The following is a 23,175-nucleotide window of genomic DNA, read 5'->3' on the forward strand; positions in this document are numbered from 1 at the left end:
GCTCCCGCTCGGCCGCGAAGCGGTCGCAGAGTCGCAACGGGGTTTGCCTGAAGATATGCAGGGGCCTGCTTCGCAGGCCAGCGGGAGCAAGCTCCCTCGCCACAGGGGGGGCAAGCTGACCGGTCCCATTAAGGGACTGATCGGACCTTTTCTGGGACCGATCCACCAAAACTCACGCAGCCACCAACCCCGCCGCCAGCACCAGCTCTTCCAACGCCAGTAAATCCGGCACCTTCGCCACATGCTCGCCCACTTGCACCGCCGCCTGCTCCAAGCCGCACAGCGGTACGTCGACGTAGCTCAACTGGCTGTCGAGCTTGCAGGAGCGTGGGATGCCTTGGACCACCAGCGCGATGAAGCGCAACGCCGGCCGCCCGCCCAGGGCGTTGAGCACGACGATGCGGGCCCGTTCGCCGATCACGGTTTTCTGTCCGCAGGCCGACTCGAAGCTCAGCAGCGGGACCTGGCGTTCGCGCCAGCTGACCCAGCCCAGGAACCACGGCGGGGTGTCCAGATCGAAGGCGCTGCCCTGATAGTCAATGAGTTCGGCCACCGCCACATTCGGCAGGATCAGGTGACGGTCCGCCAGGGGCAACAACAGCCCGGTGAGGTGGCTGGTGCGTGGGTAAAGGTCATGCATGGGTCTTGCTCCAGTACGCGATGCTGTCGAGCAGCACCGATTCCTGGTACGGCTTGCCCAGGTAGTCATTGACGCCGATGGCCATGGCGCGGTCGCGGTGTTTCTGGCCCGTGCGGGAGGTGATCATGATGATCGGCAGGTGCGCCAGGCGCGGGTCGTTGCGCACCTGCGTGGCCACTTCGAAACCGTCCATGCGCGGCATTTCGATGTCCAGCAGCATCAGGTCAGGAGAATGCTCGGCCAGCAACGCCATGGCGTCCACGCCGTCCTTGGCGGTGAGCACGTGCATGCCATGGCGCTCCAATAGGCGGCTGGTGACCTTGCGCACCGTCACCGAGTCGTCCACCACCAGCACCAGCAACGGTCGCGGGTGTTCGCCCTCGCCTTGCGCCGGGGCCAGGCGACGCGGCGCCTGGCTGGGCAAGGCGCGGATCGGCGCGAGCAAGTCGAGGATCAGCACCACGCGACCGTCCCCCAGGATGGTCGCCCCGGACAACCCCTGCACTGCCGAGAATTGCGGGCCGAGGCTCTTGACCACGATCTCGCGGGTGCCGGCGGTCGCGTCCACTTGCACGGCGATGTGTCGCTCGTTGCATTGCATCAGCAGCACCGGCAAGGGTTGGCTCTGGCCCAACAGGTTCGTCCGGGCGGCGGTTTTCAGCAGCTCGCCCAGATAACACAGCTCGTAACGTTGCCCGGCATAGGTGTAGGCCGGCGGATCGAGCTGGTAGTAAGCGTCCAGCTCGGCGGGCAGCACCCGCACGATGCTTTCGATGGTGTTCAACGGGATCGCGTACTGGTCTTCGTGACACTGCACCATCAACGCCCGGTTCACCGCCACGGTGAAGGGCAAGCGGATGCGAAAATGCACACCCTGGCCCGGCGTGGAATCGATGACCATGGTGCCGCCCAGTTGCCGGACTTCTTCATGGACCACATCCATGCCAACACCGCGCCCGGAGATCTGGGTGATTTTCTCGGCCGTGGAAAACCCCGGCTGAAGGATGAACTGCAGCACATCGCGGTCGCTGATGTCGCTGTCCGGGGCCAGGAGCCCGCGCTTGATCGCCTTACGGCGCACCGCGTCCAGCGGCACACCGGCACCGTCATCGCGGATGTCGAAAATGATGTCGCCGCCCTCGCGGGACAGGTCGAGGCTGATTCGTCCTCGCGCCGGTTTGCCGGCGGCGATGCGCACATCGGCTGGCTCCAGGCCGTGATCCACGGCATTGCGCAACATGTGTTCAAGGGGCGCGGCCATGCGCTCCAGCACGTTGCGGTCCATCTCGCCCTCGGCGTTGTCGACCACGAACTCCACGTCTTTGCCCAGCTCTTGCGCCACCTGCCGGACGATGCGCTTGAGGCGCGGCAACATGCGCTCGAACGGCACCATGCGCGTGCGCATCAGGCCTTCCTGGAGTTCGGTGTGGATGCGTCCCTGTTGTTGCAGCAGGTTCTCCGCGTCGTGGTTGCTGCGCTCCAGGGTTTCCTTGAGGTCGAGCAGGTCCGAGGTGGACTCGAACAGCGCCCGGGACAACTGTTGCAGCTGGGAGTGGCGGTCCATTTCCAGCGGGTCGAACTCTTCATAACCCAGGCGCTCGGCCTCCACCTGTTGGCGGCTGAGAATCCGGCCCTGGGTTTCGGTGTCCAGGCGGCGCAACTGGTCGCGCATGCGCTCCAGGGTGGTTTCCATCTCACCCAGGGCCACCCGCGCATCGTTGACCTGCTGCTCGATACGGCCACGGAAGATCGACGTCTCACCGGCCAGATTCACGAGGTCGTCGAGCAGATCGGCGGACACCTTGACCATATCCGCGCCGTCGCCCGGCGCTGCCGGCTCGGGTTTGGCAGGTGCAGGCGGCGCCAGCGGTGCCGGTTCCACAACCGCTGGCGGCGTCTCGCTGACCTGCGGATGGTTGACCGCCTGGATCTGCGCGATCAGCCGGTCGCCCGGTGGGCAGGGGTGGCCGGCGCGCACGGCGTCGAGCATCTGCGCCAATCGGTCATGGCTGCTTTGCAGCAGCGTGAACAGCGCCGGGCTCGGCTGGAGCAGGCCGGCCGACAGGCCCTCGTAAAGGTTTTCCAACTCATGGGCGAGGTCGCCGATGGGCACGATTTCCACCATCCGCGCCCCGCCCTTGAGGGTGTGCAAGTCGCGCAGCAGGGTTTCCACGGCCTGGCGGTTCGAAGGTTCGGCCTGCCAGCGCAGCAAGGCCGAGCCAGAGCTGTCGAGAATGTCGAAGCCTTCTTCGAGGAAGATCTCCAGCAACTCGGGATCATGCCCGGCGGCATCGCTGTGGGCCGGATCGGACGTGTCAGTGGCGCCGGGCTTATCCCGGCGCAACCGGTGGATGGCGTCGATCAACGCGACCGGATCGCCCAGCGGTTGACCCTGCTGCAATTGCCCCAGCAACAGGTCGAGGCGTTCATGGCTGTTGTTGAGCAGTTGCGCCAGCTCTTCGCTGTAGCTGTAGCGACGGTCCACCAAGCCTTCGTAGAGGTTTTCCAGCTCCTGGGCCAGGTCGCTCACCGGCCGGATGTCGGCCATGCGCGCCCCACCCTTCAAGGTGTGCATATCGCGTTGCAACGAGGACAACGGCGCACTGCTCTCCGGGTCCGCCAACCAGCGTTGCAGCGCCTGGGCCGCGCTTTCGAGGATGTCCTGGGCTTCTTCGAGAAAGATCGAGACCAGCTCATCGTCCACCGACGTGCTGGTGGCGCTGTGCTCAAGCTCGGCCGTCGCGGCCCCCAACTCACGGATGCTCAAGGTGCGGCTGCCATCGCTGCGGACCAGGCCGGCCGCCAGCGGATCGAGGCTGGTCTGCAACAGCTCGCGCAAGGCCTGGACCCGTTCGGGCTGCGCATGGACGTGTTGCCCGGCGGCCAGCTCATCGAGCATGTCGATGAGCGCCTCGTGGGCCCGTTGCGCCTCCTGGAAAAATTCATCGCTGACCGCCAGGCTGCTTTCTTCCACGGCGCCGTAAAGGTCCAGCAAGGCCTCGCAGAGCTCGTCCACCGGGTGCAGGTCGGCCAGGTGCGCGCCTTCGCCCAGGGTGGTCAACTCATCGAGCAGCGCGCTCAGCTCCTGACCTTCGCCGGGATGCTGCTGCCAGCGCTGCAACAGGCTTTCGGCGTCCAGCAGGATGTCCATGCCTTGGGCGAGGAAGTTGTTGATCAGTTGCGGATCGCGCTTGGCACGCATGCCCTTGTCCGGAGCGCTGAGGGCGGTCTGCACGCGCTCGGTCAACAGCGCCTGGGTGCGCTGGATCAAGTCGACGGCCCCCGGAATCGGCGCCAGCGGCTCGCTGTGCAACTGCCGCAGGCCCAGGCGCAATAACCCGCCGGCCTCCAGCAGCAGTTCCACTTCATCCAGGTCGAGGGCGATCAAGTGGGCCTTGTATTCGCTCGCCAATTGGTCCATCGCGCCGGCCAGCTCGGCGATCGGCAGCACACCCGCCATGGAAGCGCTGCCCTTGAGCGTGTGCAACGCCCGCTGCAGTTCGTCGCTGGCCTGCAAGGGCAAGTGCTCGGCCGCCTGGTCGAGAAACTGATCGAGGCTGGCCAGATGGCCTCGGGCCTCGTTGTCGAAGATCTTCAGCAGCAGCGGATCGAGGGCGGCCACGTCGCGCTTGTCTTCATCGCCGCCCTTGGCGAGGGCATGGGCCCGGGCAGCCAAGCGGTCGACGTCGTCGCGCTGGCGCTGACGGTGGGCGGCGAACTCGGCTACCAGGGCCGGCAACAATTGCAGCGTGTCTTCCAGCAATTGCCGAAGCGCCGCACCGGGTTCGACGCTGCGTTCCAAGACCCGGTTGAGCAGGTTTTCCACCGCCCAGGCCAGTTCACCCAACACCAGCGCCCGGACCATCCGACCGCTGCCCTTGAGGGTGTGGAAGGCCCGGCGCAGTTCGCCCAGGGCAACGCGGTCGTCGGGATGAGCACGCCAGCGCGGCAGGTACTCACGCAGGACATCCTGCACTTCCTCGGCTTCTTCCAGGAAGACGTCGCGCAGTTCATCGTCCACCGGGCTCTCGTCCGTCGGTGGTGGCAGCAGGCTGCCCGGTGTGCCAAGGGCCGGCGGGTTGACCGCCGAAACCGGGCTGGCCAGCACTTGGGCCAGCGATTGCACAGTCTGCGGGTCGTCCAGCTCCTGCAAGTCCTGCATGACCTGGGCTTCATTGGGACTGAGCACATCGTCGAGCAACGGCACCCGGGCTTCATCGGGGAAATAGCCGAGCGCGGCCAGGCTTCGCTCGACCCCATCCAACAGGGGTTCGCCAGGGCTTTCGGCGTCTTCGCTCAAACGCTCCAGATAATACTCAAGGCCGGTGATCACGTCGGCCAGGTGATCGAGCGCCTCCCAGCCTGGCTGGCCCTGTTCCAGCAGCAGGTGTTCACGAATGAAACCGTTGCACGCCTCTACCAGGCCGGCCGCACGGCTCAACGGAATCATCGCCAGCGCGCCCCGGACCTGAGTCAACAGCGCCGGCAGGGCCTGCAATTGCTCGCGGTTCCAGTCAGCGTCGATGTAGTCGACGATCATGTCCTTGGCCTGTTGCAGGCAGGTATGGGCCTCCTTGATGACGATCTGGTGGATCTGGCTCAGGTCGGTGGTGGGCAGGTGGCTGTCTTCACTGCCCTGTGGCTCGACGGTACCGACCATCCCGGCCAGGGTCGCCTCGACGTAGAGCAAGGCGCCGGCGACATCCATGAGGGTCGCGTCATCGGGTGTGCGCTGGCCCTGGGCCAGGCTCAGCACCACCGCCAGCTGATCGATGATCACCTTGCGCGGCTGGCCGAAGCCGAGCACCGCCAGGGTGTCGGCGATCTGTCGCAGGGGCGCCAGCAGGCTGTCCAGCTCAGAGGCGTGCTGGCGGTCGCTGCGCACGAACAGGTCCAGGCGCTCCTTGACCCGTACCAATTCCTCGCAGAGCGCAACGAGCACCGAATGCAGGGCATCGCGGTTCGGCCCGGCCAGTCGCGTGCGTTCTTCGTCGACCATGGCGCTGTCGGGCAGCGCTTCGTCCAGTGAGTAGCGTTCTTTCATGATCTGCATCTGCCCGCTGGGATGTTCGGCCTTGGCAATATAGAACAACAAACTCTTGAGCAACGGCGGCGGTGCCGGCTGATTGATGCCGGGCATGCCTTGGTCCAGCAGACGCTTGAGCTCCTTGTCGGTTTCCTTGAGCAGGCTGCGTAACGCCGGGCTGTTGGCGATACGCCCCTCGCGCATGCCGTCGACCAACGCCGAAGCGACCTGCCACAGCGCATTGAGCGGTGCCCCGGCGCACAAGCCTTCCAGGCGATGGAAGACCTTGGCCAGGTAACCCAGGTGCGTGGCGTCATCCTGTTCGCGCAACAGACCCACCAGGGCCACTTGCAGGCTCTGGCGCAACTTGCGCAAGGTGCCCGACAGGTCTGGCGGCTCGAGCCGCTTCAAGGCATCCTCGCCCAGCGGCACAATGTCGGGCAACTCGGGGCTGAACAGGCTGGTTTCCGACAACAGGCCCTCGCCCCGGGCACTGCGCAGATCATTGATCAGGGGCAGGACCACCAGCGGCAGGTCGCGGCGGGCACTTTGCACACGGTCCAGGTAGATCGGCAACTGACCCAGGGCCTGGCTCAGCAGGCTGATGGCTTCGTCGCGATGGGCAATGCGGTTGTCCTGCAGCGCGGTGCACAGGTGCTCCATCTCCTCGGCCAGCAGCGCCGCGCCGTAGAACTCGACCATCTGCAAGCCGCCGTGCACCTGGTGAATGCAAGCCAGGCATTGGGCAAGGGCATCCGGCGCCTGCGGATCATCCACCAGGCGGTTGAGGGCCAGGTGAGCCTGCTTCAGCGTTTCGGCAATCTCGCCCTTGACCCATTCCAGGGCCACATAGTCGTGCCGATCACCCATAACCACTCCCATAAGGAGGATAAAAAACCTCCTTGGAGAAAGCGTTCATCTGTGGGAGCAAAGCTTGCTCGCGATGCAGACGCCTCGGTCCTTGCAACACCGTGCTGTGTTCATCGCGGGCAAGCCTTGCTCCCACAGAAACTTCATCGCCACAAAAAACACCTTCCAACAGAAAAAACAGCCTGGTCACACCTTGTCCTCATCCACCGCAGCCGCCGCCGGCAAGGTAAACCCCGACACCGACCGGCGTAGCTGGCTGGCCATTTTCGCCAGGTTGCCGATGCTCTCGGCGGTGGCGGTGGAGCCGGACGAGGTTTGGGTGGTGATCTGCTGGATCACGTTCATGGTCAAGGATATCTGCCCCGCCGAGGTGGTCTGTTGCTGCGCCGCGTTGGAAATGCTCTGGATCAGCGCCGCCAGAGTCTTGGACACCCCTTCGATTTCCTCCAGGGCGACGCCTGCGTCCTGGGCCAGTCGAGCCCCGCGCACCACTTCGGTGGTGGTTTGCTCCATGGAGATCACCGCCTCGTTGGTGTCGGCCTGGATCGCCCGCACCAGGGTTTCGATCTGTCGGGTCGCCGCCGACGAACGCTCCGCCAGCCGCTGCACTTCATCGGCGACCACGGCGAAACCGCGCCCGGCATCGCCGGCCATGGATGCCTGGATGGCGGCGTTGAGGGCCAGGATGTTGGTCTGGTCGGCGATATCGTCGATCAGGCTGACAATGTCGCCAATCTCCTGGGATGACTCACCCAGGCGCTTGATACGCTTGGCGGTGTCCTGGATCTGCTCGCGAATGTTGTCCATGCCATGAATGGTGTTGTGCACCACCTCGTTGCCCTTGTTGGCGATTTCCACGGAACGCTCGGCCACCGCCGACGATTCGGCGGCATTGGCCGAGACCTGGTCGATGGACTGCGCCATCTCATTGATTGAAGTCGAAGCTTCGGAGATTTGCTGGGCCTGATGCTCGGAAGCCTGGGCCAGGTGCATCGCCGTGGCCTGAGTTTCCTGCACAGCGGCGGCGACCTGCCCGGCGGTGAGGTTGATGGTGGCGACCAGATCGCGCAGCTGGTCCACCGAATAATTGATGGAGTCGGCAATGGTGCCGGTGAAGTCCTCGGTGACCGAGGCGGTCACGGTGAGGTCGCCGTCGGCCAGATCGGCAATTTCGTCCAGCAGACGCATGATCGCGTTCTGGTTGCGCTCGTTCTTTTCCGCGGTTTCATGCAACTGGCGGTTGGTCTCGCGCACCATTACCAGGCCGATCAGGATGATCGACGCCAGCGCCAGCAAGCCCAGCACATAGCCGCCGAGGGTGTTGGCGGAACGCCCGCCGGCCAGGTTCTCGAAGGCCGTGGCCAGGTGCGAGGCTTCGTCCAGCAGGGTCTGCGACAGGTTGAAGATGTTGCCGGCCGATTCGCGGACCTTGAACAGCTCCGGCGAGGTTTCGAGGATTTCGTCCACCGAGCCCGAGACGAACTCGAAAAGCTCGCTGATTTCGCTCAGGCGCGCCCGGGCATCGCGGTCCTGGACCTGGGAGATCTTCAAGGTTGGATCACCTTGCAGCATGCCATTGAGCACCTGGCCGAAGCGCGCTGCGTCGCGACCAAAGGTCTCGGCGGCCTGGGCGGCATTTTCATCGCCCGCCAGCACGGTGTTCACCGCGCCGAGAATCCGCTCAGCCAGCAACGACTGGCGCTGGGCCACCGCCACCTGGGCGGCGGGCGCGCCGCGTTGCAGCAGGATCTCGACGATCTTTTCGTACTCGACCTGCAACTGCGGCACGGTTTCGGCCAGCGTGGCCGCGACCTGGTGCAGGGACAGCACGGTCTGCTCGCTGGAAAGGATGGCATCGGTGTTCTTGAGCAGGCGCTCCCAGTCCAGCTGCACGGCGCGCATCTGCGGCCGCAGGGTCGCGGGTGCCGGCGGCAGGCCGGTGACCGGGTCGCCCTGCTTGAGGTAACCCCAGCGCTGGGCAAAATCATTGCGCGCATCGCTCAGCAACTTGAACGCTGCCGCCTTGCCGGCGGCGGCCTCGGTGGCGTTCTTGGCGATGCGCTGGGACAGCACCCGCAGCTCACCGGCATGGCCGATGTACTGCTTGTCGTAGGTGGCCTGGGTGTTGAGGTAAGCGAAATTGGCGAACAGCAGCATAATGAAGACAATCAGCGCGACGAACAGCACGATGATCTGCGAACGGCTGCGCGACGCTTCCTGTGACTTGTCTGTGTTTGCTTTGATCATCGGTCCTCGCCTGTACGGCCCAATCCAACTCACTGCGATTAACGGTGAGCAAGCGTTCGGTGTCGCCTGCTCGATCAGCGCGGCCCTGTGGGAGCAAGGCTTGCCCGCGATGAGAACAACACGGTCTCTCGCCAACCGAGGGACCGCCATCGCGAGCAAGCTTTGCTCCCACTGGCTCGCTCCCACAGGGGGTTGCGCTGCCTCGCGCTAAACCGCCACATCCATGAACGCCGGCGACCGCGCCAACGCAAACGGGCTGAACACCTGCCACGGCCGCTCGCCGCGGAACCGGCCCTTGACGAAGGCCGACTCCGGGCCGTCGAGGGCGTCCGCCTGGGGCGCCTCCAGGCTGTCCTGGGGAAAATGCTGCAACCCGAGCACTTCATCCACCAGCAACCCGGTGAAGACCTCGTCGTGATCCACCACCAGCACTCGCCGCTGCTTGCGCACGGGCGACAGTTCATGGCCGAAGAACGCGCACAGGTCCATCAGCGGCAACAGGCGCCCGCGCAGGTTAGCCACCCCGCGAACCCATGCCTTGACCCCGGGCAACTGCGTGTAGCGCGGCTCGTGCAGCACTTCGCTGACTTCGCCCATCGGCGCCACGTACCAATGCTCGCCCAGGCGAAAACCGATGCCGCTCCAACCGGCGCGGTGGGCCGGCTGGGACGGCAGGTCCGCCCCCAGCAACCGGCAGCGCCGATCGATCTGCAGCAACAGCTCGAATGCCGTCAGGGACTGGCTCATGGCCGCGCCGTCAACCGGCCAGCACTTTGTTCAGCGTCGCGATCAGGGTCGGTTCTTCCACCGGTTTGGTCAGGTAGTCCTTCGCGCCCTGGCGAGTACCCCAGACCTTGTCGGTTTCCTGGTCCTTGGTGGTGATGATGATCACCGGGATGTGCCCGGTTTCCGGGTCCTTGGTCAACTGGCGCGTCGCCTGGAAGCCGTTGAGGCCAGGCATGACGATGTCCATCAGCACCGCATCGGGTTTTTCCTGGCGGGCGAGCGCCACGCCGTCGGCGCCGTTCTCGGCCTTCAAGACCTCGTGGCCGTGTTTTTCCAGCATGCCGGTCAGTTTGTACATTTCGGTCGGCGAATCATCGACGATCAGGATACGTGCCATGGTGTTCCCCATTTTTCTCGACCCCTGGCCCTGTGGCCGGGCGTCATTGATTTGCCTGGTGCGACTGGACAGCGGCAAAGCCCGGGACATGGGCCTGTATCGCCCCCAGCAGTTCTTCCTTGCTGAACGGCTTGGTCAAAAACTGATCGGAACCGACGATGCGCCCCTTGGCCTTGTCGAACAGCCCATCCCGGGACGACAGCATGATCACGGGCGTCGCCTTGAAGGCGTTGTTGTTCTTGATCAAGGCACAAGTCTGGTAACCGTCCAGGCGCGGCATCATGATGTCGACGAAGATAATGCCCGGATGATGATCGGCGATCTTGGCCAGGGCATCGAAGCCGTCGACGGCCGTGATCACCTCGCAGCCGACATTGCGCAACAGGGTTTCGGCGGTGCGGCGAATGGTCTTCGAATCGTCGATGACCATGACCTTCAAGGCACTGGGTTGCTGCTGCGTCGGATGCTCTGCCATTGCCACTGCGAACCGGTTTTTAACGTTTGAGAGTGAACGACAGCGCAAACCCTTGATGTTCAAGGCCTGCACGTCACATGGCAGCCTTTTTAGCACAGTCTCCAGCGCCGATCTATCGGGTGGGTGGCACGGTGGTTTTTCCTTGACCGCAAATCCGCCGGGCGCCACTCTGACGCCACTTTTTCACGGCATTCGTGCCCACCCCATTTTCGAGGAATCGAGCCATGAGCGTACGCGTCGGCATTGTCATGGACCCTATCGCCAGCATTTCCTACAAAAAGGACAGCTCGCTGGCCATGTTGCTGGCCGCCCAGAAGCGCGGTTGGGAGCTGTTCTACATGGAGCAGCGCGACCTCTACCAGGCCGAAGGCCAGGCACGGGCGCGGATGAAACCGCTGAAAGTCTTCGCCAACCCGGAAAAATGGTTTGAACTGGGCAACGAAAGCGATGCGCTGCTCAGCGACCTGGACGTGATCCTGATGCGCAAGGATCCACCCTTCGACATGGAGTTCGTCTACTCCACCTACCTGCTGGAACAGGCCGAAAGCGCTGGCGTACTGGTGGTCAACAAACCCCAGAGCCTGCGCGACTGCAACGAAAAACTGTTCGCCACGCTGTTCCCGCACTGCACGCCGGCGACCATCGTCAGCCGTCGGCCGGACGTGCTGCGTGAATTTGCCGACCACCACGGCGACGTGATCCTCAAGCCGCTGGACGGCATGGGCGGTTCGTCGATCTTCCGCCACACCGCCGGCCACCCGAACCTGTCGGTGATCCTGGAAACCCTGACCTTGCACGGCCAGCAGCAAATCATGATCCAGGCTTACCTGCCGGCCATCGTCGATGGCGACAAGCGCATCCTGATGATCGACGGCGAGCCGGTGGACTACTGCCTGGCGCGCATCCCGGCGGCCGGTGAAACCCGCGGCAACCTGGCGGCCGGCGGTCGTGGCGAAGCCCGCCCACTGACCGACAAGGACCGCTGGATCGCCGCGCAGGTCGGCCCGACCTTGCGCGAGAAAGGCCTGTTGTTCGTGGGCCTGGACGTGATCGGCGAGCACCTGACGGAAATCAACGTCACCAGCCCGACCTGCATCCGCGAGATCGACAACGCCTTTGGCACCGACATCGGCGGCCTGCTGATGGAGGCCATCGACAAGAAACTGCAAGCCAAGGGCGCCAAGCCCAAGGCCTGATGCAACTGGTCGCTTGTCACTTGAGGCTTGAAGCTAAAAACCAACATTGCGTTATCATGCCCGCCCTGTGAAACCTGCGATGTTGGTTTTTTTGCCATGACCCTCCCGTCCGATCTGCCCCCAGAGCTCGCCCACCACGGCGTGCGCCCGGCTGATCGCCTCGGTTTTACCCTGTTCCTGGCGGCGCTGATCCACCTGGCGCTGCTGCTGGGGGTGGGATTCGCCACGGTCGAGCCCAAGCAGATCAGCCAGACCCTGGAAATCACCCTGGCCACGTTCAGGAGCGAAACCAAGCCGGCCAAGGCGGATTTCCTCGCCCAGGAAAACCAGCAAGGCAGCGGCACCCTGGAAAAAAAGGCGATCCCCAAGACCACTGAGATCGCGCCGTTCCAGGACAACACCGTGCAGAAAGTCACCCCACCGCCGGCGGCCAAGCCGCAAGTGCAGGAGACCGCGCCCAAGGCCGCGGTGACCACCGTGGCACCGAAGCCGAAAAAAGCCCCGGTCAAGGAAGAGGTCAAGCCCGACCCCAAGCCCAAGGCCCCGGCACCTACCTTCGACAGCTCCCAACTGTCCAGTGACATCGCCAGCCTGGAAGCCGAACTGGCCCAGGAACAGCAACTCTATGCCAAGCGCCCGCGCATCCACCGCCTGAGCGCCGCCTCGACCATGCGCGACAAGGGCGCCTGGTACAAGGACGAATGGCGCAAGAAGGTCGAGCGCATCGGCAACCTCAACTACCCCGACGAAGCGCGACGCAAACAGATCTACGGCAACCTGCGACTAATGGTCTCGATCAACCGCGACGGCTCGCTGTATGAAGTGCTGGTGCTCGAATCCTCCGGCCAGCCGCTGCTCGACCAGGCGGCCCAGCGGATCGTGCGCCTGGCCGCGCCCTTCGCGCCGTTTACCGGCGACCTGTCGGACATCGACCGGCTGGAAATCATCCGCACCTGGAAATTCGCCCGGGGCGACAAGCTTTCCAGTAACTGAGCACCGCCAATCCCCTGTGGGAGCGGGCTTGCTCGCGATGCGGTGTGCCAGCCGCCATCTAGGCTGAATGATCCATGGCTATCGCGAGCAAGCTCGCTCCTACAGGGGATTGGGCGACAGGCTTCAGGTATTTCCCAGCTTGTCAGTTCGCCCCCACGCCGCCACACTAGCGCCTATGAAAAATGTCAGCCCCAGCTACCTCAAGCATCACTTCCTGATCGCCATGCCACACATGGCCGATCCGAACTTCGCCCATACCTTGACCTACATTGTCGAGCACACGGCCAATGGTGCCATGGGGCTGGTGATCAATCGCCCGCAGGAGCTGAACCTGGCGGACATTCTCGAACAATTGCGCCCTGATGTTGAGCCTTCGCTCTTGTGCCAGCACGTGCCGATCTTCATCGGCGGGCCGGTGCAGACCGACCGCGGTTTCGTGCTCCACCCTTCGGGTCCCAAGTATCAGGCCACCGTGGACCTGGACGGCGTATCGCTGTCCACCTCCCAGGACGTGCTGTTCGCCATCGCCGACGGCGTCGGCCCGGAAAAGAGCCTGATCGCCCTCGGCTACGCCGGCTGGGAGGCCGGGCAACTGGAAGCCGAACTGGCCGACAACGCCTGGCTGACCTGTCCGTTCGATGCCGACATCCTGTTCAACACCAGCAGCGAGCTGCGCCTGGAAGCGGCGGCCAACCGGTTGGGGATCAACCTCAGCCTGCTCACCAGCCAGGCGGGACACGCCTGATGGCCCTGCGCTTGCTGCTAGGCTTCGATTACGGCACCAAACAGATCGGCGTGGCGGTCGGCCAGGTCGTGACCGGCCAGGCCCGCGAGTTGTGCACCTTGAAGGCGCAAAACGGCGTTCCGGACTGGAACCAGGTCGAAGCGCTGATCAAGGAATGGAAACCCGATGCCGTGGTGGTCGGCCTGCCGTTGAACATGGACGGCACACCGAGCGACATGTGCGTGCGCGCCGAGAAATTCGCCCGGCGGCTCAACGGCCGCTTCAACCTGCCCTTCTATACCCATGACGAACGCCTGACCACCTTCGAAGCCAAGGGCGAACGGCTGGTGCGTGGTGGGCAGAAAGGCAGTTACCGCGACAACCCGGTGGACGCCATCGCCGCCGCCCTGCTGCTGCAAGGCTGGCTCGACGCCAACACCGCCCTGTTTGAAAGCTGATTGTTTGAAAGCGCCGCCAAGGCGCTTTCTTTTAGTGATAGACCGCGCCGCTTAACCACCGGCCCGGGAACCTGAAGGAGCCAGCATGAGCCTGCCCAATCCTGCCGACCTGATCAGCCAGATGGCGATCCGCCTCACGGCGCACCTGGAACAACGCGGCATCCGCGACCCGCGCTATATCGGCATTCGCACCGGTGGCGTCTGGGTCGCCCAGGCCTTGCTCGATGAACTGGGCAGCCAGGCGCCGCTGGGTACCCTGGACGTGTCCTTCTACCGCGACGACTTCAGCCAGAACGGCCTGCACCCGCAGGTGCGCCCCTCGGCGCTGCCCTTCGAGATCGAAGGCCAGCACCTGGTGCTGATCGACGACGTACTGATGAGTGGCCGGACCATCCGCGCCGCCATGAACGAACTGTTCGACTACGGCCGCCCGGCCAGCGTGACACTGGTGTGCCTGCTGGACCTGGACGCCGCCGAGCTGCCGATCCGCCCGAACGTGGTGGGTGCGACGCTGACCTTGGCCGCCCACGAGCGGGTCAAGCTCTCCGGCCCGTCGCCGCTGCAACTCGAACTGCAAGACCTTGCCCTTTAACTGCCCTTGTAAGAGTCCATTGCGATGACGCCTCTCGAAACCAAGCGCCCGCTGCAGCTCAACGATCAGGGCCAGCTGCGGCATTTCCTGTCCCTCGACGGCCTGCGCCGCGAGCTGCTTACAGAAATCCTCGACACCGCCGACTCGTTCCTCGAGGTTGGCGCTCGGGCGGTGAAGAAAGTCCCGTTGCTGCGCGGCAAGACCGTGTGCAACGTGTTCTTCGAAAACTCCACCCGTACCCGCACCACCTTTGAACTGGCGGCCCAACGGCTGTCGGCGGACGTGATCACGCTGAACGTGTCCACGTCCTCGGCCAGCAAGGGTGAAACCCTGCTCGACACCCTGCGCAACCTGGAAGCCATGGCCGCCGACATGTTCGTCGTGCGCCACGGCGATTCCGGCGCGGCGCACTTCATTGCCGAGCACGTGTGCCCGCAAGTGGCGATCATCAACGGCGGCGACGGCCGTCACGCCCACCCGACCCAGGGCATGCTGGACATGCTGACCATTCGTCGGCACAAGGGCAGCTTCGAGAACCTCTCGGTGGCCATCGTCGGCGACATCCTGCACTCGCGGGTGGCACGCTCGAACATGCTCGCCCTCAAGACCCTCGGTTGCCCGGACATCCGTGTGATCGCGCCGAAGACCCTGCTGCCTATCGGCGTCGAGCAATACGGCGTGAAGGTCTACACCGACATGACCGAAGGCCTCAAGGATGTCGACGTGGTGATCATGCTGCGCTTGCAGCGTGAACGCATGACCGGCGGCCTGTTGCCCAGCGAAGGCGAGTTCTACCGCCTGTTCGGCCTGACCACCGCCCGCCTGGCCGGGGCCAAGCCGGATGCCATCGTCATGCACCCGGGACCGATCAACCGTGGCGTGGAGATCGAATCGGCGGTGGCCGACGGGCCGCACTCGGTGATTCTCAACCAGGTGACCTACGGCATCGCCGTCCGCATGGCCGTGCTGTCCATGGCCATGAGCGGGCAAACGGCCCAGCGCCAATTCGACCAGGAGAACGCCCAGTGAAGCTCAGCATTCTCGGCGCACGCGTGATCGATCCGGCCAGCGGCCTGGATCAAGTGACTGACATCCATATCGATGCCTGCAAAATCGTCGCCTTCGGCGGCGCCCCAGCCGGCTTCGTCGCGGTCCAGACCCTCGACGCCCAAGGCCTGGTGGCCGCTCCCGGGCTGGTGGACCTGAACGTCGCCCTGCGCGAACCCGGCTACAGCCGCAAAGGCAGCATCATCAGCGAAACCCGGGCCGCCGCCGCCGGTGGCGTAACCAGCCTGTGCTGCCCGCCGCAGACCAAACCCGTGCTAGACACCTCGGCCGTGGCCGAACTGATCCTCGACCGCGCCCGCGAGGCCGGCAACACCAAGGTTTTCCCGATCGGCGCGCTGAGCAAAGGCCTCGACGGCGAACAACTGGCCGAACTCATCGCGCTACGTGACGCCGGTTGCGTGGCGTTCGGCAACGGCCTGAACAGCTTTCGCAACACCCGCACGCTGTGCCGCGCCCTGGAATATGCGGCGACGTTCGGCCTGACGGTGGTCTTCAACTCGCAAGACCACGACCTGGCCGAAGGTGGCCTGGCCCATGAAGGCCCGACCGCCAGCTTCCTCGGCCTGCCGGGCATCCCGGAGACTGCCGAGACCGTGGCCCTCGCCCGCGATCTGCTGCTGGTGGAGCAAAGCGGCGTGCGCGCGCACTTCAGCCAACTGACCAGCGCCCGTGGCGCGGCGCTGATCGCCCAGGCCCAGGCCCGCGGCCTGCCGGTGACCGCCGACGTGGCGCTGTACCAGTTGATTCTGACCGACGAAGCGCTGATCGACTTCAACAGCGTCTATCACGTCCAGCCGCCGCTGCGCACCCGCGCCGACCGCGACGGCTTGCGCGAGGCGGTGAAATCCGGCGTGATCTCGGCCATCGCCAGCCACCACCAACCCCACGAACGCGATGCCAAGCTGGCGCCGTTCGGCGCCACCGAACCGGGCATCAGCAGCGTCGAACTGTTGCTGCCATTGGCCCTGACCTTGGTGGAAGATGGCCTGCTGGACCTGCCGACCTTGCTGGCACGCCTGAGCGCCGGCCCGGCCCAGGCCCTGCAATTGCCGGCGGGGAAACTGACCGTGGGTGCAGCGGCCGACCTGGTGCTGTTCGACCCCGCCGCCTCCACCGTGGCCGGCGAAGCCTGGCGCTCCAAGGGTGACAACTGCCCGTTCCTGGGCCACAGCCTGCCGGGCGTGGTGCGCTATACCCTGATGGATGGGCGGATTACGCACCAGTCCTGAAAAACCGCGTCGCCCTTATCGCGAGCAGGCTCGCTCCCACAGGATTTTTGGTGAACACAAAATTTGTGTACACCTCAAATCCAATGTGGGAGCGAGCCTGCTCGCGATACAAACAACTCGGTTCCACTGCCTTACTGAAAAGCCCCACGGTTCTGCGCATTGCGAATCGAGACCTGATCGTTCAGCGTCCAGAAGTCATACAGCACCCCCAGGAAAAACACCCCGCCGGTCAGCAGGTAAAGGATGCCGCTGAGCCATTTGCCCTGGTACATGCGGTGCACGCCCAACACCCCGAGAAACGTCAGCAGGATCCACGCCACGCTGTATTCGATCGGCCCCGGGGTAAACCGCAGGCCCGCTTCACGGTCCATGGCCGGGATCAGGAACAGGTCGATCAACCAGCCAATGCCCAGCAGGCCGAAGGTGAAGAACCAGATCGTGCCGGTCACCGGCTTGCCGTAATAGAACCGGTGAGCGCCGGTAAAGCCGAAAATCCACAGCAGATAGCCGATGACCTTGCTGTGGGTGTCAGGGTTTGCGTCCTGCCGATAGCTGTTCATGAATCCTCTCTTTTGCCGCAATAGAAAAAAATTTTCTGACGTTGTGTGACTTTTACGTGTCTTGCCGACAAGCGGTCCTTGGCGGCTCGAACCGGTGAAACGCCCGCGCCATGGGGGTTGTGTCGGACAATCAGGGCAAATTGTCGCAAGAGTACGGGTTTACGCTGGGTTTCGAGTCGACAAACGGCCCCGGAACGGGAAAAAAAGCTGTTATAAAGTTGCGCGCTAACCCATATGAGCCCTGCCTAATGCGTCCATTTTTCAAGACATGGCTAACCATTTGCCTATTATTGCCACTGGCCGCCCACGCCACCAATCGTGAGCAACGTCTTCCCAACGTCAACGGCTTCACTCCTAAATCCCATGTTTCGGCTCCGTCGAGCCAGAACACCGCGAGCACCCAGCGCGTAAGCACCGTCAACGGCAAGCTGGCGACGCCGATGGCCGCCAAGACCAGCAGCAACGTGCTGAGCCGTGCCGTGAACGTGCTCGGTACGCCTTATCGTTGGGGCGGCAGCAGCCCAAGTAAAGGCTTCGATTGCAGCGGACTGGTCAAATACGCCTTCAACGACGCCACCTTCGACCTGCCACGCACCTCGAACGCCATGGCCACCGGCCACGGCGAAAAAGTCGATCGCAAGGACCTCAAGCCCGGCGACCTGATTTTCTTCAAGCTCAAGAGCCGTCGGGTCAACCACGTAGCGATCTACCTGGGCAACGATCGCTTCATCCATGCCCCGCGCCGGGGCAAGTCGGTCTCCATCGACACCCTGAACAAGCCGTACTGGGACAGCCATTACGTGATTGCCAAGCGAGTACTGCCAAAAGAGCCGGGGGCGATGCGGGTGGTTCAGCGCTGATCAAAGCCCCCCTGTGGCGAGGGGATTTATCCCCGCTGGGCTGCGCAGCAGCCCCCAACAATGCAGAGGTCTGCCCCCCTTGTTTCGAGCTAGCGAATTTTGGGGCTGCCTCGCAGCCCAGCGGGGATAAATCCCCTCGCCACAGTAATTCCCTCTCCACAAATAAAACCCCTCACCACAAGAGCTGCCCCTTCCGTTTTCTAGAAGTTATCCGGCGTACGCGCCCGCTCCCGGGCGTGTTCGCGACTGATCAGCCCTTTGTTCACCAAATCCTTAAGGCACATGTCCAGCGTCTGCATCCCCAGTGAACCACCGGTCTGGATCGCCGAGTACATCTGCGCCACCTTGTCTTCGCGAATCAGGTTACGGATGGCCGAAGTGCCGAGCATGATTTCGTGGGCAGCCACCCGGCCGCCGCCGATTTTCTTGACCAGGGTCTGGGAAATCACCGCCTGCAACGACTCCGACAACATCGAGCGAACCATGGATTTCTCGTCCCCCGGGAACACGTCCACCACCCGGTCGATGGTCTTGGCCGCCGAGGTCGTGTGCAACGTGCCGAACACCAGGTGCCCGGTTTCGGCGGCGGTCAGCGCCAGGCGAATGGTTTCCAGGTCGCGCATTTCCCCCACCAGGATCACGTCCGGGTCTTCGCGCAGGGCCGAACGCAGTGCCGTGGAGAAGCCTTGCGTGTCGCGGTGCACTTCGCGCTGGTTGATCAGGCATTTGCGCGGTTCATGCACGAACTCGATCGGGTCCTCGATGGTGAGGATGTGGTGATGCTTGTGGCTGTTGAGGTAATCGATCATCGCCGCCAGGGTGGTGGATTTGCCTGAACCGGTGGGCCCGGTCACCAACACCAGCCCGCGAGGTGCCTCGGTCACTTTGCGAAACACCTCGCCCATCCCCAAGTCTTCCATGGTCAGGACTTTCGACGGAATGGTGCGAAACACCGCCCCCGCGCCGCGATTCTGGTTGAAGGCGTTGACCCGGAATCGGGCAACACCCGGCACGTCGAAGGAAAAATCGGTTTCCAGAAACTTTTCGTAATCCATTCGCTGCCGATCATTCATGATGTCGTAGATCAGCTCATGGACCTGCTTGTGGTCCAGTGCAGGCAGGTTGATGCGTCGCACATCGCCGTCGACGCGGATCATCGGTGGCAACCCGGCAGACAGGTGCAAATCCGACGCCCCCTGTTTGGCGCTGAACGCCAGCAACTCAGTGATATCCATAGCGCTCCCCAATTCCAGTAGAATGCCGCGAACCTCAGACCCGCTGGCGCTTCTTTATGTCCACGATAGCAGACAACATTTCTCAGGTTAGATCGCGCATCCAGGCTGCAGAGCTGGCCGCCCAACGCGCCGGACACAGCGTTCACCTGCTGGCTGTGAGCAAGACCAAGCCCGCCCAGGCCTTGCGCGAAGCCTATGCCGCCGGGCTGCGGGACTTTGGCGAGAATTACCTGCAAGAAGCGCTGGGCAAGCAGGCGGAACTGACCGACCTGCCCTTGATCTGGCACTTCATCGGCCCCATTCAGTCGAACAAGACCCGTGCTATCGCCGAACATTTCGACTGGGTGCACTCCGTGGATCGCTTGAAAATTGCCCAACGCCTGTCCGAGCAGCGCCCGGCCGAGTTGCCAGCGCTGAACATCTGCATCCAGGTCAACGTCAGCGGCGAGGCCAGCAAGTCCGGTTGTACCCCGGCGGACCTGCCGGCCCTGGCCGAGGCCATCAGTGCATTGCCGCGCCTGAAACTGCGCGGCCTGATGGCGATTCCCGAACCCACCGAAGACCGTGCCGCCCAGGATGCCGCCTTCGCGGCCGTGCAGCAGCTGCAAGCCAGCCTGGGCCTGCCACTGGACACACTGTCCATGGGCATGAGCCATGACCTCGAATCAGCCATTGCCCAAGGCGCCACCTGGGTGCGCATCGGTACGGCGCTGTTCGGTGCGCGCGACTACGGTCAGGCCTGAAGCATGCTCAACTCATCTCTTTATAAGGACCTGTCATGAGCAACACGCGTATTGCCTTCATCGGCGCCGGCAACATGGCCGCCAGCCTGATCGGCGGCCTGCGGGCCAAGGGCCTGGACGCCGCGCAGATCCGCGCCAGCGATCCGGGTGAGGCCACCCGTGCACGGGTCAGCGCCGAACACGGCATCCAGACCTTCGCCGACAACGCCCAGGCCATCGACGGCGTGGACGTCATCGTGCTGGCGGTCAAGCCGCAAGCGATGAAAACCGTGTGCGAGGCCCTGCGCCCAAGCCTCAAGCCCCATCAACTGGTTGTGTCGATTGCCGCCGGCATCACCTGCGCCAGCATGAACAACTGGCTCGGCGCGCAACCGATCGTGCGCTGCATGCCCAACACCCCAGCCCTGTTGCGCCAAGGCGTCAGCGGCCTGTTCGCGACCGCGCAGGTCAGCGCCGCACAACGCCAGCAGGCCCAAGAGCTGCTGTCGGCCGTGGGCCTGGCGCTGTGGCTGGAGAGCGAACAGCAACTGGACGCGGTCACCGCCGTCTCCGGCTCGGGCCCGGCGTATTTCTTCCTGCTGATCGAAGCCATGACCGCCGCAGGCGAAAAACTCGGCCTGCCGCGGGAAACCGCCGCGCAACTGACCCTTCAGACCGCCCTCGGCGCTGCCCACATGGCCGTCGCCAGTGATGTCGACGCCGCCGAATTGCGCCGTCGCGTGACCTCCCCGGCCGGCACCACCGAAGCGGCCATCAAATCGTTCCAGGCCGGCGGCTTCGAAGCCCTGGTGGAAAAAGCATTGGGTGCCGCCGCGCACCGCTCGGCCGAAATGGCCGAACAATTGGGCCAATAAGGAGCCATCCATGATCGGATTGAACACCGCAGCGGTGTATGTGCTGCAAACCCTCGGCAGCCTGTACCTGCTGATCGTGCTGATGCGCTTCGTGCTGCAACTGGTGCGCGCCAACTTCTACAACCCGCTGTGCCAGTTCGTCGTCAAGGCCACCCAGCCGCTGCTCAAGCCCCTGCGCCGGATCGTCCCGAGCCTGTTCGGCCTGGACATGTCCTCGCTGCTGCTGGCCATCCTGGTGCAGATGGCCTTGATGGCCCTGACCCTGCTGCTGACCTACGGCACCACCGGCAACCCGCTGCAACTGGTGATCTGGTCGATCATCGGCGTAACCGCGCTGTTCCTGAAGATTTTCTTCTTTGCCCTGATCATCAGCGTGATCCTGTCCTGGGTCGCACCGGGCAGCCACAACCCGGGCGCCGAACTGGTCAACCAGATCTGCGAACCGGCCCTGGCGCCGTTTCGCCGCATCGTGCCGAACCTCGGCGGCCTGGACATCTCACCGATCCTGGCGTTCATGGTGCTCAAGCTGCTCGACATGCTGGTGATCAACAACCTGGCGGCAATGACCATGATGCCGGAAATCCTGCGCGTGCTGATCTGAGCCGTGAGCTACTTCCGTTGGGACGGTGACGACCTGATCCTGGAATGCCACCTGCAACCGGCAGCCCGCAGCGACGACTTCGCCGGGCTGCACGGCGAGCGCCTGAAAATCCGCCTCACCGCCCCGCCGGTCGAGGGCAAGGCCAACGCCTACCTGATGGCGTTCCTGGCCAAGGCGTTCGGCGTGTCCAAGAGCCAGGTCAGCCTGATCAGCGGCGAGTTGAACCGGCAGAAGCGGGTGCGAATCAGCGCGCCGAAGAAGCTGCCGGAGTTGCCGGGGCTGTCCCGGCCAACCTGATCCTGAGGCAGGGTTAACCCTGTGGCGAGGGAGCTTGCTCCCGCTGGGCTGCGAAGCGGCCCTGAAACCTGCTGCCCGGGTCTGTCTGGGGGACGGTGGCGCCTGGTTTGGGGCTGCTTCGCAGCCCAGCGGGAGCAAGCTCCCTCGCCACGGGTAAAGCGGCGGACAATCAGCGGCGCCTTTGCTTGCCGCCCGCCACAGCGGTCTTTAGACTTACGCCTCATTTCAACGAGAGCAGGGTCGATGCCAGCTGCCTTTCCCGCCGATTCCGTTGGTCTGGTGACGCCGCAAATGGCGCATTTCAGCGAGCCCCTGGCCCTGGCCTGCGGCCGTTCGTTGCCAGCCTATGACCTGATCTACGAAACCTATGGCACCCTCAACGCCACGGCGAGCAACGCCGTGTTGATCTGCCATGCCTTGTCCGGACATCACCACGCCGCCGGCTACCACAGCGTCGACGACCGCAAGCCCGGTTGGTGGGACAGTTGCATCGGCCCGGGCAAGCCCATCGACACAAACCGGTTCTTCGTGGTCAGCCTGAACAACCTCGGCGGTTGCAACGGTTCCACCGGCCCGAGCAGCCTCAACCCGGACACCGGCAAGCCTTTCGGCGCTGAGTTCCCGGTGTTGACGGTGGAAGACTGGGTCCACAGCCAGGCGCGCCTGGCCGATCGCCTCGGGATCGGCCAGTGGGCCGCCGTGATCGGCGGCAGCCTGGGGGGCATGCAAGCCCTGCAATGGACCATCACCTACCCGGACCGCGTGCGTCATTGCCTGGCAATCGCCTCGGCGCCCAAGCTGTCGGCGCAGAACATCGCCTTCAACGAAGTGGCACGCCAGGCGATCCTCACCGACCCGGAATTCCACGGCGGTTCGTTCCAGGAACATGGCGTAATCCCCAAGCGCGGGCTGATGCTGGCGCGGATGGTCGGCCACATCACCTACCTGTCCGACGACTCCATGGGCGAGAAATTCGGCCGTGGCCTCAAGAGCGAAAAGCTCAACTACGACTTCCACAGCGTCGAGTTCCAGGTGGAAAGCTACCTGCGCTACCAGGGCGAGGAATTCTCCGGACGTTTCGACGCCAACACGTACCTGTTGATGACCAAGGCGCTGGACTACTTCGATCCGGCGGCGAACTTCGACGATAACCTGGCGAAAACCTTCGAGAGCGCCACCGCCAAGTTCTGTGTGATGTCGTTCACCACCGACTGGCGTTTCTCCCCGGCGCGCTCGCGAGAGCTGGTGGACGCACTGATGGCCGCTCGCAAGGACGTCTGCTACCTGGAGATCGACGCACCCCAGGGCCATGACGCCTTCTTGATCCCGATCCCGCGTTATTTGCAGGCGTTCGGCAATTACATGAACCGTATAACCCTCTGAG

21 protein-coding genes are annotated in these 23,175 nt (G+C 64.0%); 13 read left to right on the forward strand and 8 right to left on the reverse strand.

From position 1 onward, the window contains the following. Positions 1–172: 172 nt before the first annotated feature. From ACODSJ_RS09505 to pilG, 6 genes are all read right to left on the reverse strand, one after another. The gene (locus tag ACODSJ_RS09505; protein ID WP_489101480.1) at positions 173–640 is read right to left on the reverse strand and encodes a chemotaxis protein CheW; all 468 of its coding nucleotides are present in this window, start codon (positions 638–640) and stop codon (positions 173–175) included. Continuing rightward, entirely contained in the window at positions 633–6,536 is a 5,904-nt protein-coding gene (locus tag ACODSJ_RS09510; RefSeq protein WP_489101481.1) for an Hpt domain-containing protein, read from the reverse strand. The genes ACODSJ_RS09505 and ACODSJ_RS09510 overlap by 8 nt, the downstream gene beginning before the upstream one ends. A gap of 186 nt (positions 6,537–6,722) precedes the next feature. Then, complete coding sequence (locus ACODSJ_RS09515) at positions 6,723–8,783, reverse strand: methyl-accepting chemotaxis protein (RefSeq protein ID WP_489101482.1); 2,061 nt, start codon at positions 8,781–8,783, stop codon at positions 6,723–6,725. A gap of 207 nt (positions 8,784–8,990) precedes the next feature. Continuing rightward, positions 8,991–9,530: a chemotaxis protein CheW gene (locus tag ACODSJ_RS09520; protein ID WP_489101483.1), complete on the reverse strand. Its 540-nt coding sequence runs from the start codon at positions 9,528–9,530 to the stop codon at positions 8,991–8,993. Between the two features lie 10 nt (positions 9,531–9,540). Beyond that, on the reverse strand, positions 9,541–9,906 hold the full coding sequence (pilH, locus tag ACODSJ_RS09525) for a twitching motility response regulator PilH (RefSeq protein WP_489101484.1): 366 nt from the start codon (positions 9,904–9,906) through the stop codon (positions 9,541–9,543). A gap of 43 nt (positions 9,907–9,949) precedes the next feature. Continuing rightward, positions 9,950–10,381, reverse strand: a complete 432-nt coding sequence (pilG, locus tag ACODSJ_RS09530; protein ID WP_489101485.1) for a twitching motility response regulator PilG — start codon at positions 10,379–10,381, stop codon at positions 9,950–9,952. A gap of 224 nt (positions 10,382–10,605) precedes the next feature. Between pilG and gshB the strand changes: the two genes are divergently transcribed. The 7 genes from gshB to ACODSJ_RS09565 all read left to right on the forward strand — a co-directional run bounded on the left by gshB (position 10,606) and on the right by ACODSJ_RS09565 (position 16,641). Further along, complete coding sequence (gene gshB / locus ACODSJ_RS09535; RefSeq protein ID WP_489101486.1) at positions 10,606–11,577, forward strand: glutathione synthase; 972 nt, start codon at positions 10,606–10,608, stop codon at positions 11,575–11,577. Positions 11,578–11,673: 96 nt separating this feature from the next. Then, on the forward strand, positions 11,674–12,570 hold the full coding sequence (locus tag ACODSJ_RS09540; RefSeq protein ID WP_489101487.1) for an energy transducer TonB: 897 nt from the start codon (positions 11,674–11,676) through the stop codon (positions 12,568–12,570). A gap of 175 nt (positions 12,571–12,745) precedes the next feature. Beyond that, entirely contained in the window at positions 12,746–13,315 is a 570-nt protein-coding gene (locus tag ACODSJ_RS09545; protein WP_489101488.1) for a YqgE/AlgH family protein, read from the forward strand. After that, on the forward strand, positions 13,315–13,752 hold the full coding sequence (gene ruvX, locus ACODSJ_RS09550) for a Holliday junction resolvase RuvX (RefSeq protein WP_489101489.1): 438 nt from the start codon (positions 13,315–13,317) through the stop codon (positions 13,750–13,752). The genes ACODSJ_RS09545 and ruvX overlap by 1 nt, the downstream gene beginning before the upstream one ends. 85 nt (positions 13,753–13,837) lie before the next feature. Continuing rightward, positions 13,838–14,344 (forward strand): bifunctional pyr operon transcriptional regulator/uracil phosphoribosyltransferase PyrR, encoded by a 507-nt coding sequence (gene pyrR, locus ACODSJ_RS09555; RefSeq protein ID WP_489101490.1) that lies wholly within the window; start codon positions 13,838–13,840, stop codon positions 14,342–14,344. Positions 14,345–14,368: 24 nt separating this feature from the next. Then, on the forward strand, positions 14,369–15,373 hold the full coding sequence (locus ACODSJ_RS09560; protein ID WP_489101491.1) for an aspartate carbamoyltransferase catalytic subunit: 1,005 nt from the start codon (positions 14,369–14,371) through the stop codon (positions 15,371–15,373). Then, positions 15,370–16,641 carry a dihydroorotase gene (locus tag ACODSJ_RS09565; RefSeq protein ID WP_489101492.1) on the forward strand — a complete coding sequence of 424 codons (1,272 nt, stop codon included), beginning with the start codon at positions 15,370–15,372 and terminating at the stop codon, positions 16,639–16,641. The genes ACODSJ_RS09560 and ACODSJ_RS09565 overlap by 4 nt, the downstream gene beginning before the upstream one ends. Before the next feature lie 131 nt (positions 16,642–16,772). Here the strand turns inward: ACODSJ_RS09565 and ACODSJ_RS09570 are convergent, their stop codons facing one another. Then, entirely contained in the window at positions 16,773–17,201 is a 429-nt protein-coding gene (locus ACODSJ_RS09570) for an NINE protein (protein WP_489101493.1), read from the reverse strand. A gap of 248 nt (positions 17,202–17,449) precedes the next feature. Between ACODSJ_RS09570 and ACODSJ_RS09575 the strand changes: the two genes are divergently transcribed. Continuing rightward, a complete protein-coding gene (locus ACODSJ_RS09575) occupies positions 17,450–18,061 on the forward strand; it encodes a C40 family peptidase (RefSeq protein WP_489101494.1) in 612 nt (203 codons plus the stop codon). Positions 18,062–18,261: 200 nt separating this feature from the next. On the opposite strand, the gene ACODSJ_RS09580 is transcribed toward ACODSJ_RS09575, so the two are convergent. Further along, positions 18,262–19,296: a type IV pilus twitching motility protein PilT gene (locus ACODSJ_RS09580; RefSeq protein ID WP_489101495.1), complete on the reverse strand. Its 1,035-nt coding sequence runs from the start codon at positions 19,294–19,296 to the stop codon at positions 18,262–18,264. 56 nt (positions 19,297–19,352) lie between these two features. Here ACODSJ_RS09580 and ACODSJ_RS09585 point away from each other — a divergent pair, with 56 nt between their 5' ends. From ACODSJ_RS09585 to metX, 5 genes are all read left to right on the forward strand, one after another. Beyond that, positions 19,353–20,039 carry a YggS family pyridoxal phosphate-dependent enzyme gene (locus tag ACODSJ_RS09585; RefSeq protein ID WP_489101496.1) on the forward strand — a complete coding sequence of 229 codons (687 nt, stop codon included), beginning with the start codon at positions 19,353–19,355 and terminating at the stop codon, positions 20,037–20,039. Positions 20,040–20,074: 35 nt separating this feature from the next. Further along, positions 20,075–20,893 (forward strand): pyrroline-5-carboxylate reductase, encoded by an 819-nt coding sequence (proC, locus tag ACODSJ_RS09590; protein ID WP_489101497.1) that lies wholly within the window; start codon positions 20,075–20,077, stop codon positions 20,891–20,893. A 10-nt stretch (positions 20,894–20,903) separates the two neighbouring features. After that, complete coding sequence (locus tag ACODSJ_RS09595) at positions 20,904–21,494, forward strand: YggT family protein (protein ID WP_489101498.1); 591 nt, start codon at positions 20,904–20,906, stop codon at positions 21,492–21,494. 3 nt (positions 21,495–21,497) lie between these two features. Beyond that, complete coding sequence (locus tag ACODSJ_RS09600) at positions 21,498–21,791, forward strand: DUF167 domain-containing protein (protein WP_489101499.1); 294 nt, start codon at positions 21,498–21,500, stop codon at positions 21,789–21,791. A gap of 243 nt (positions 21,792–22,034) precedes the next feature. Next, on the forward strand, positions 22,035–23,174 hold the full coding sequence (metX, locus tag ACODSJ_RS09605; protein WP_489101500.1) for a homoserine O-succinyltransferase MetX: 1,140 nt from the start codon (positions 22,035–22,037) through the stop codon (positions 23,172–23,174). Position 23,175: the final 1 nt, after the last annotated feature.

The sequence above is a fragment of the Pseudomonas sp. FG6 genome (assembly GCF_057809015.1).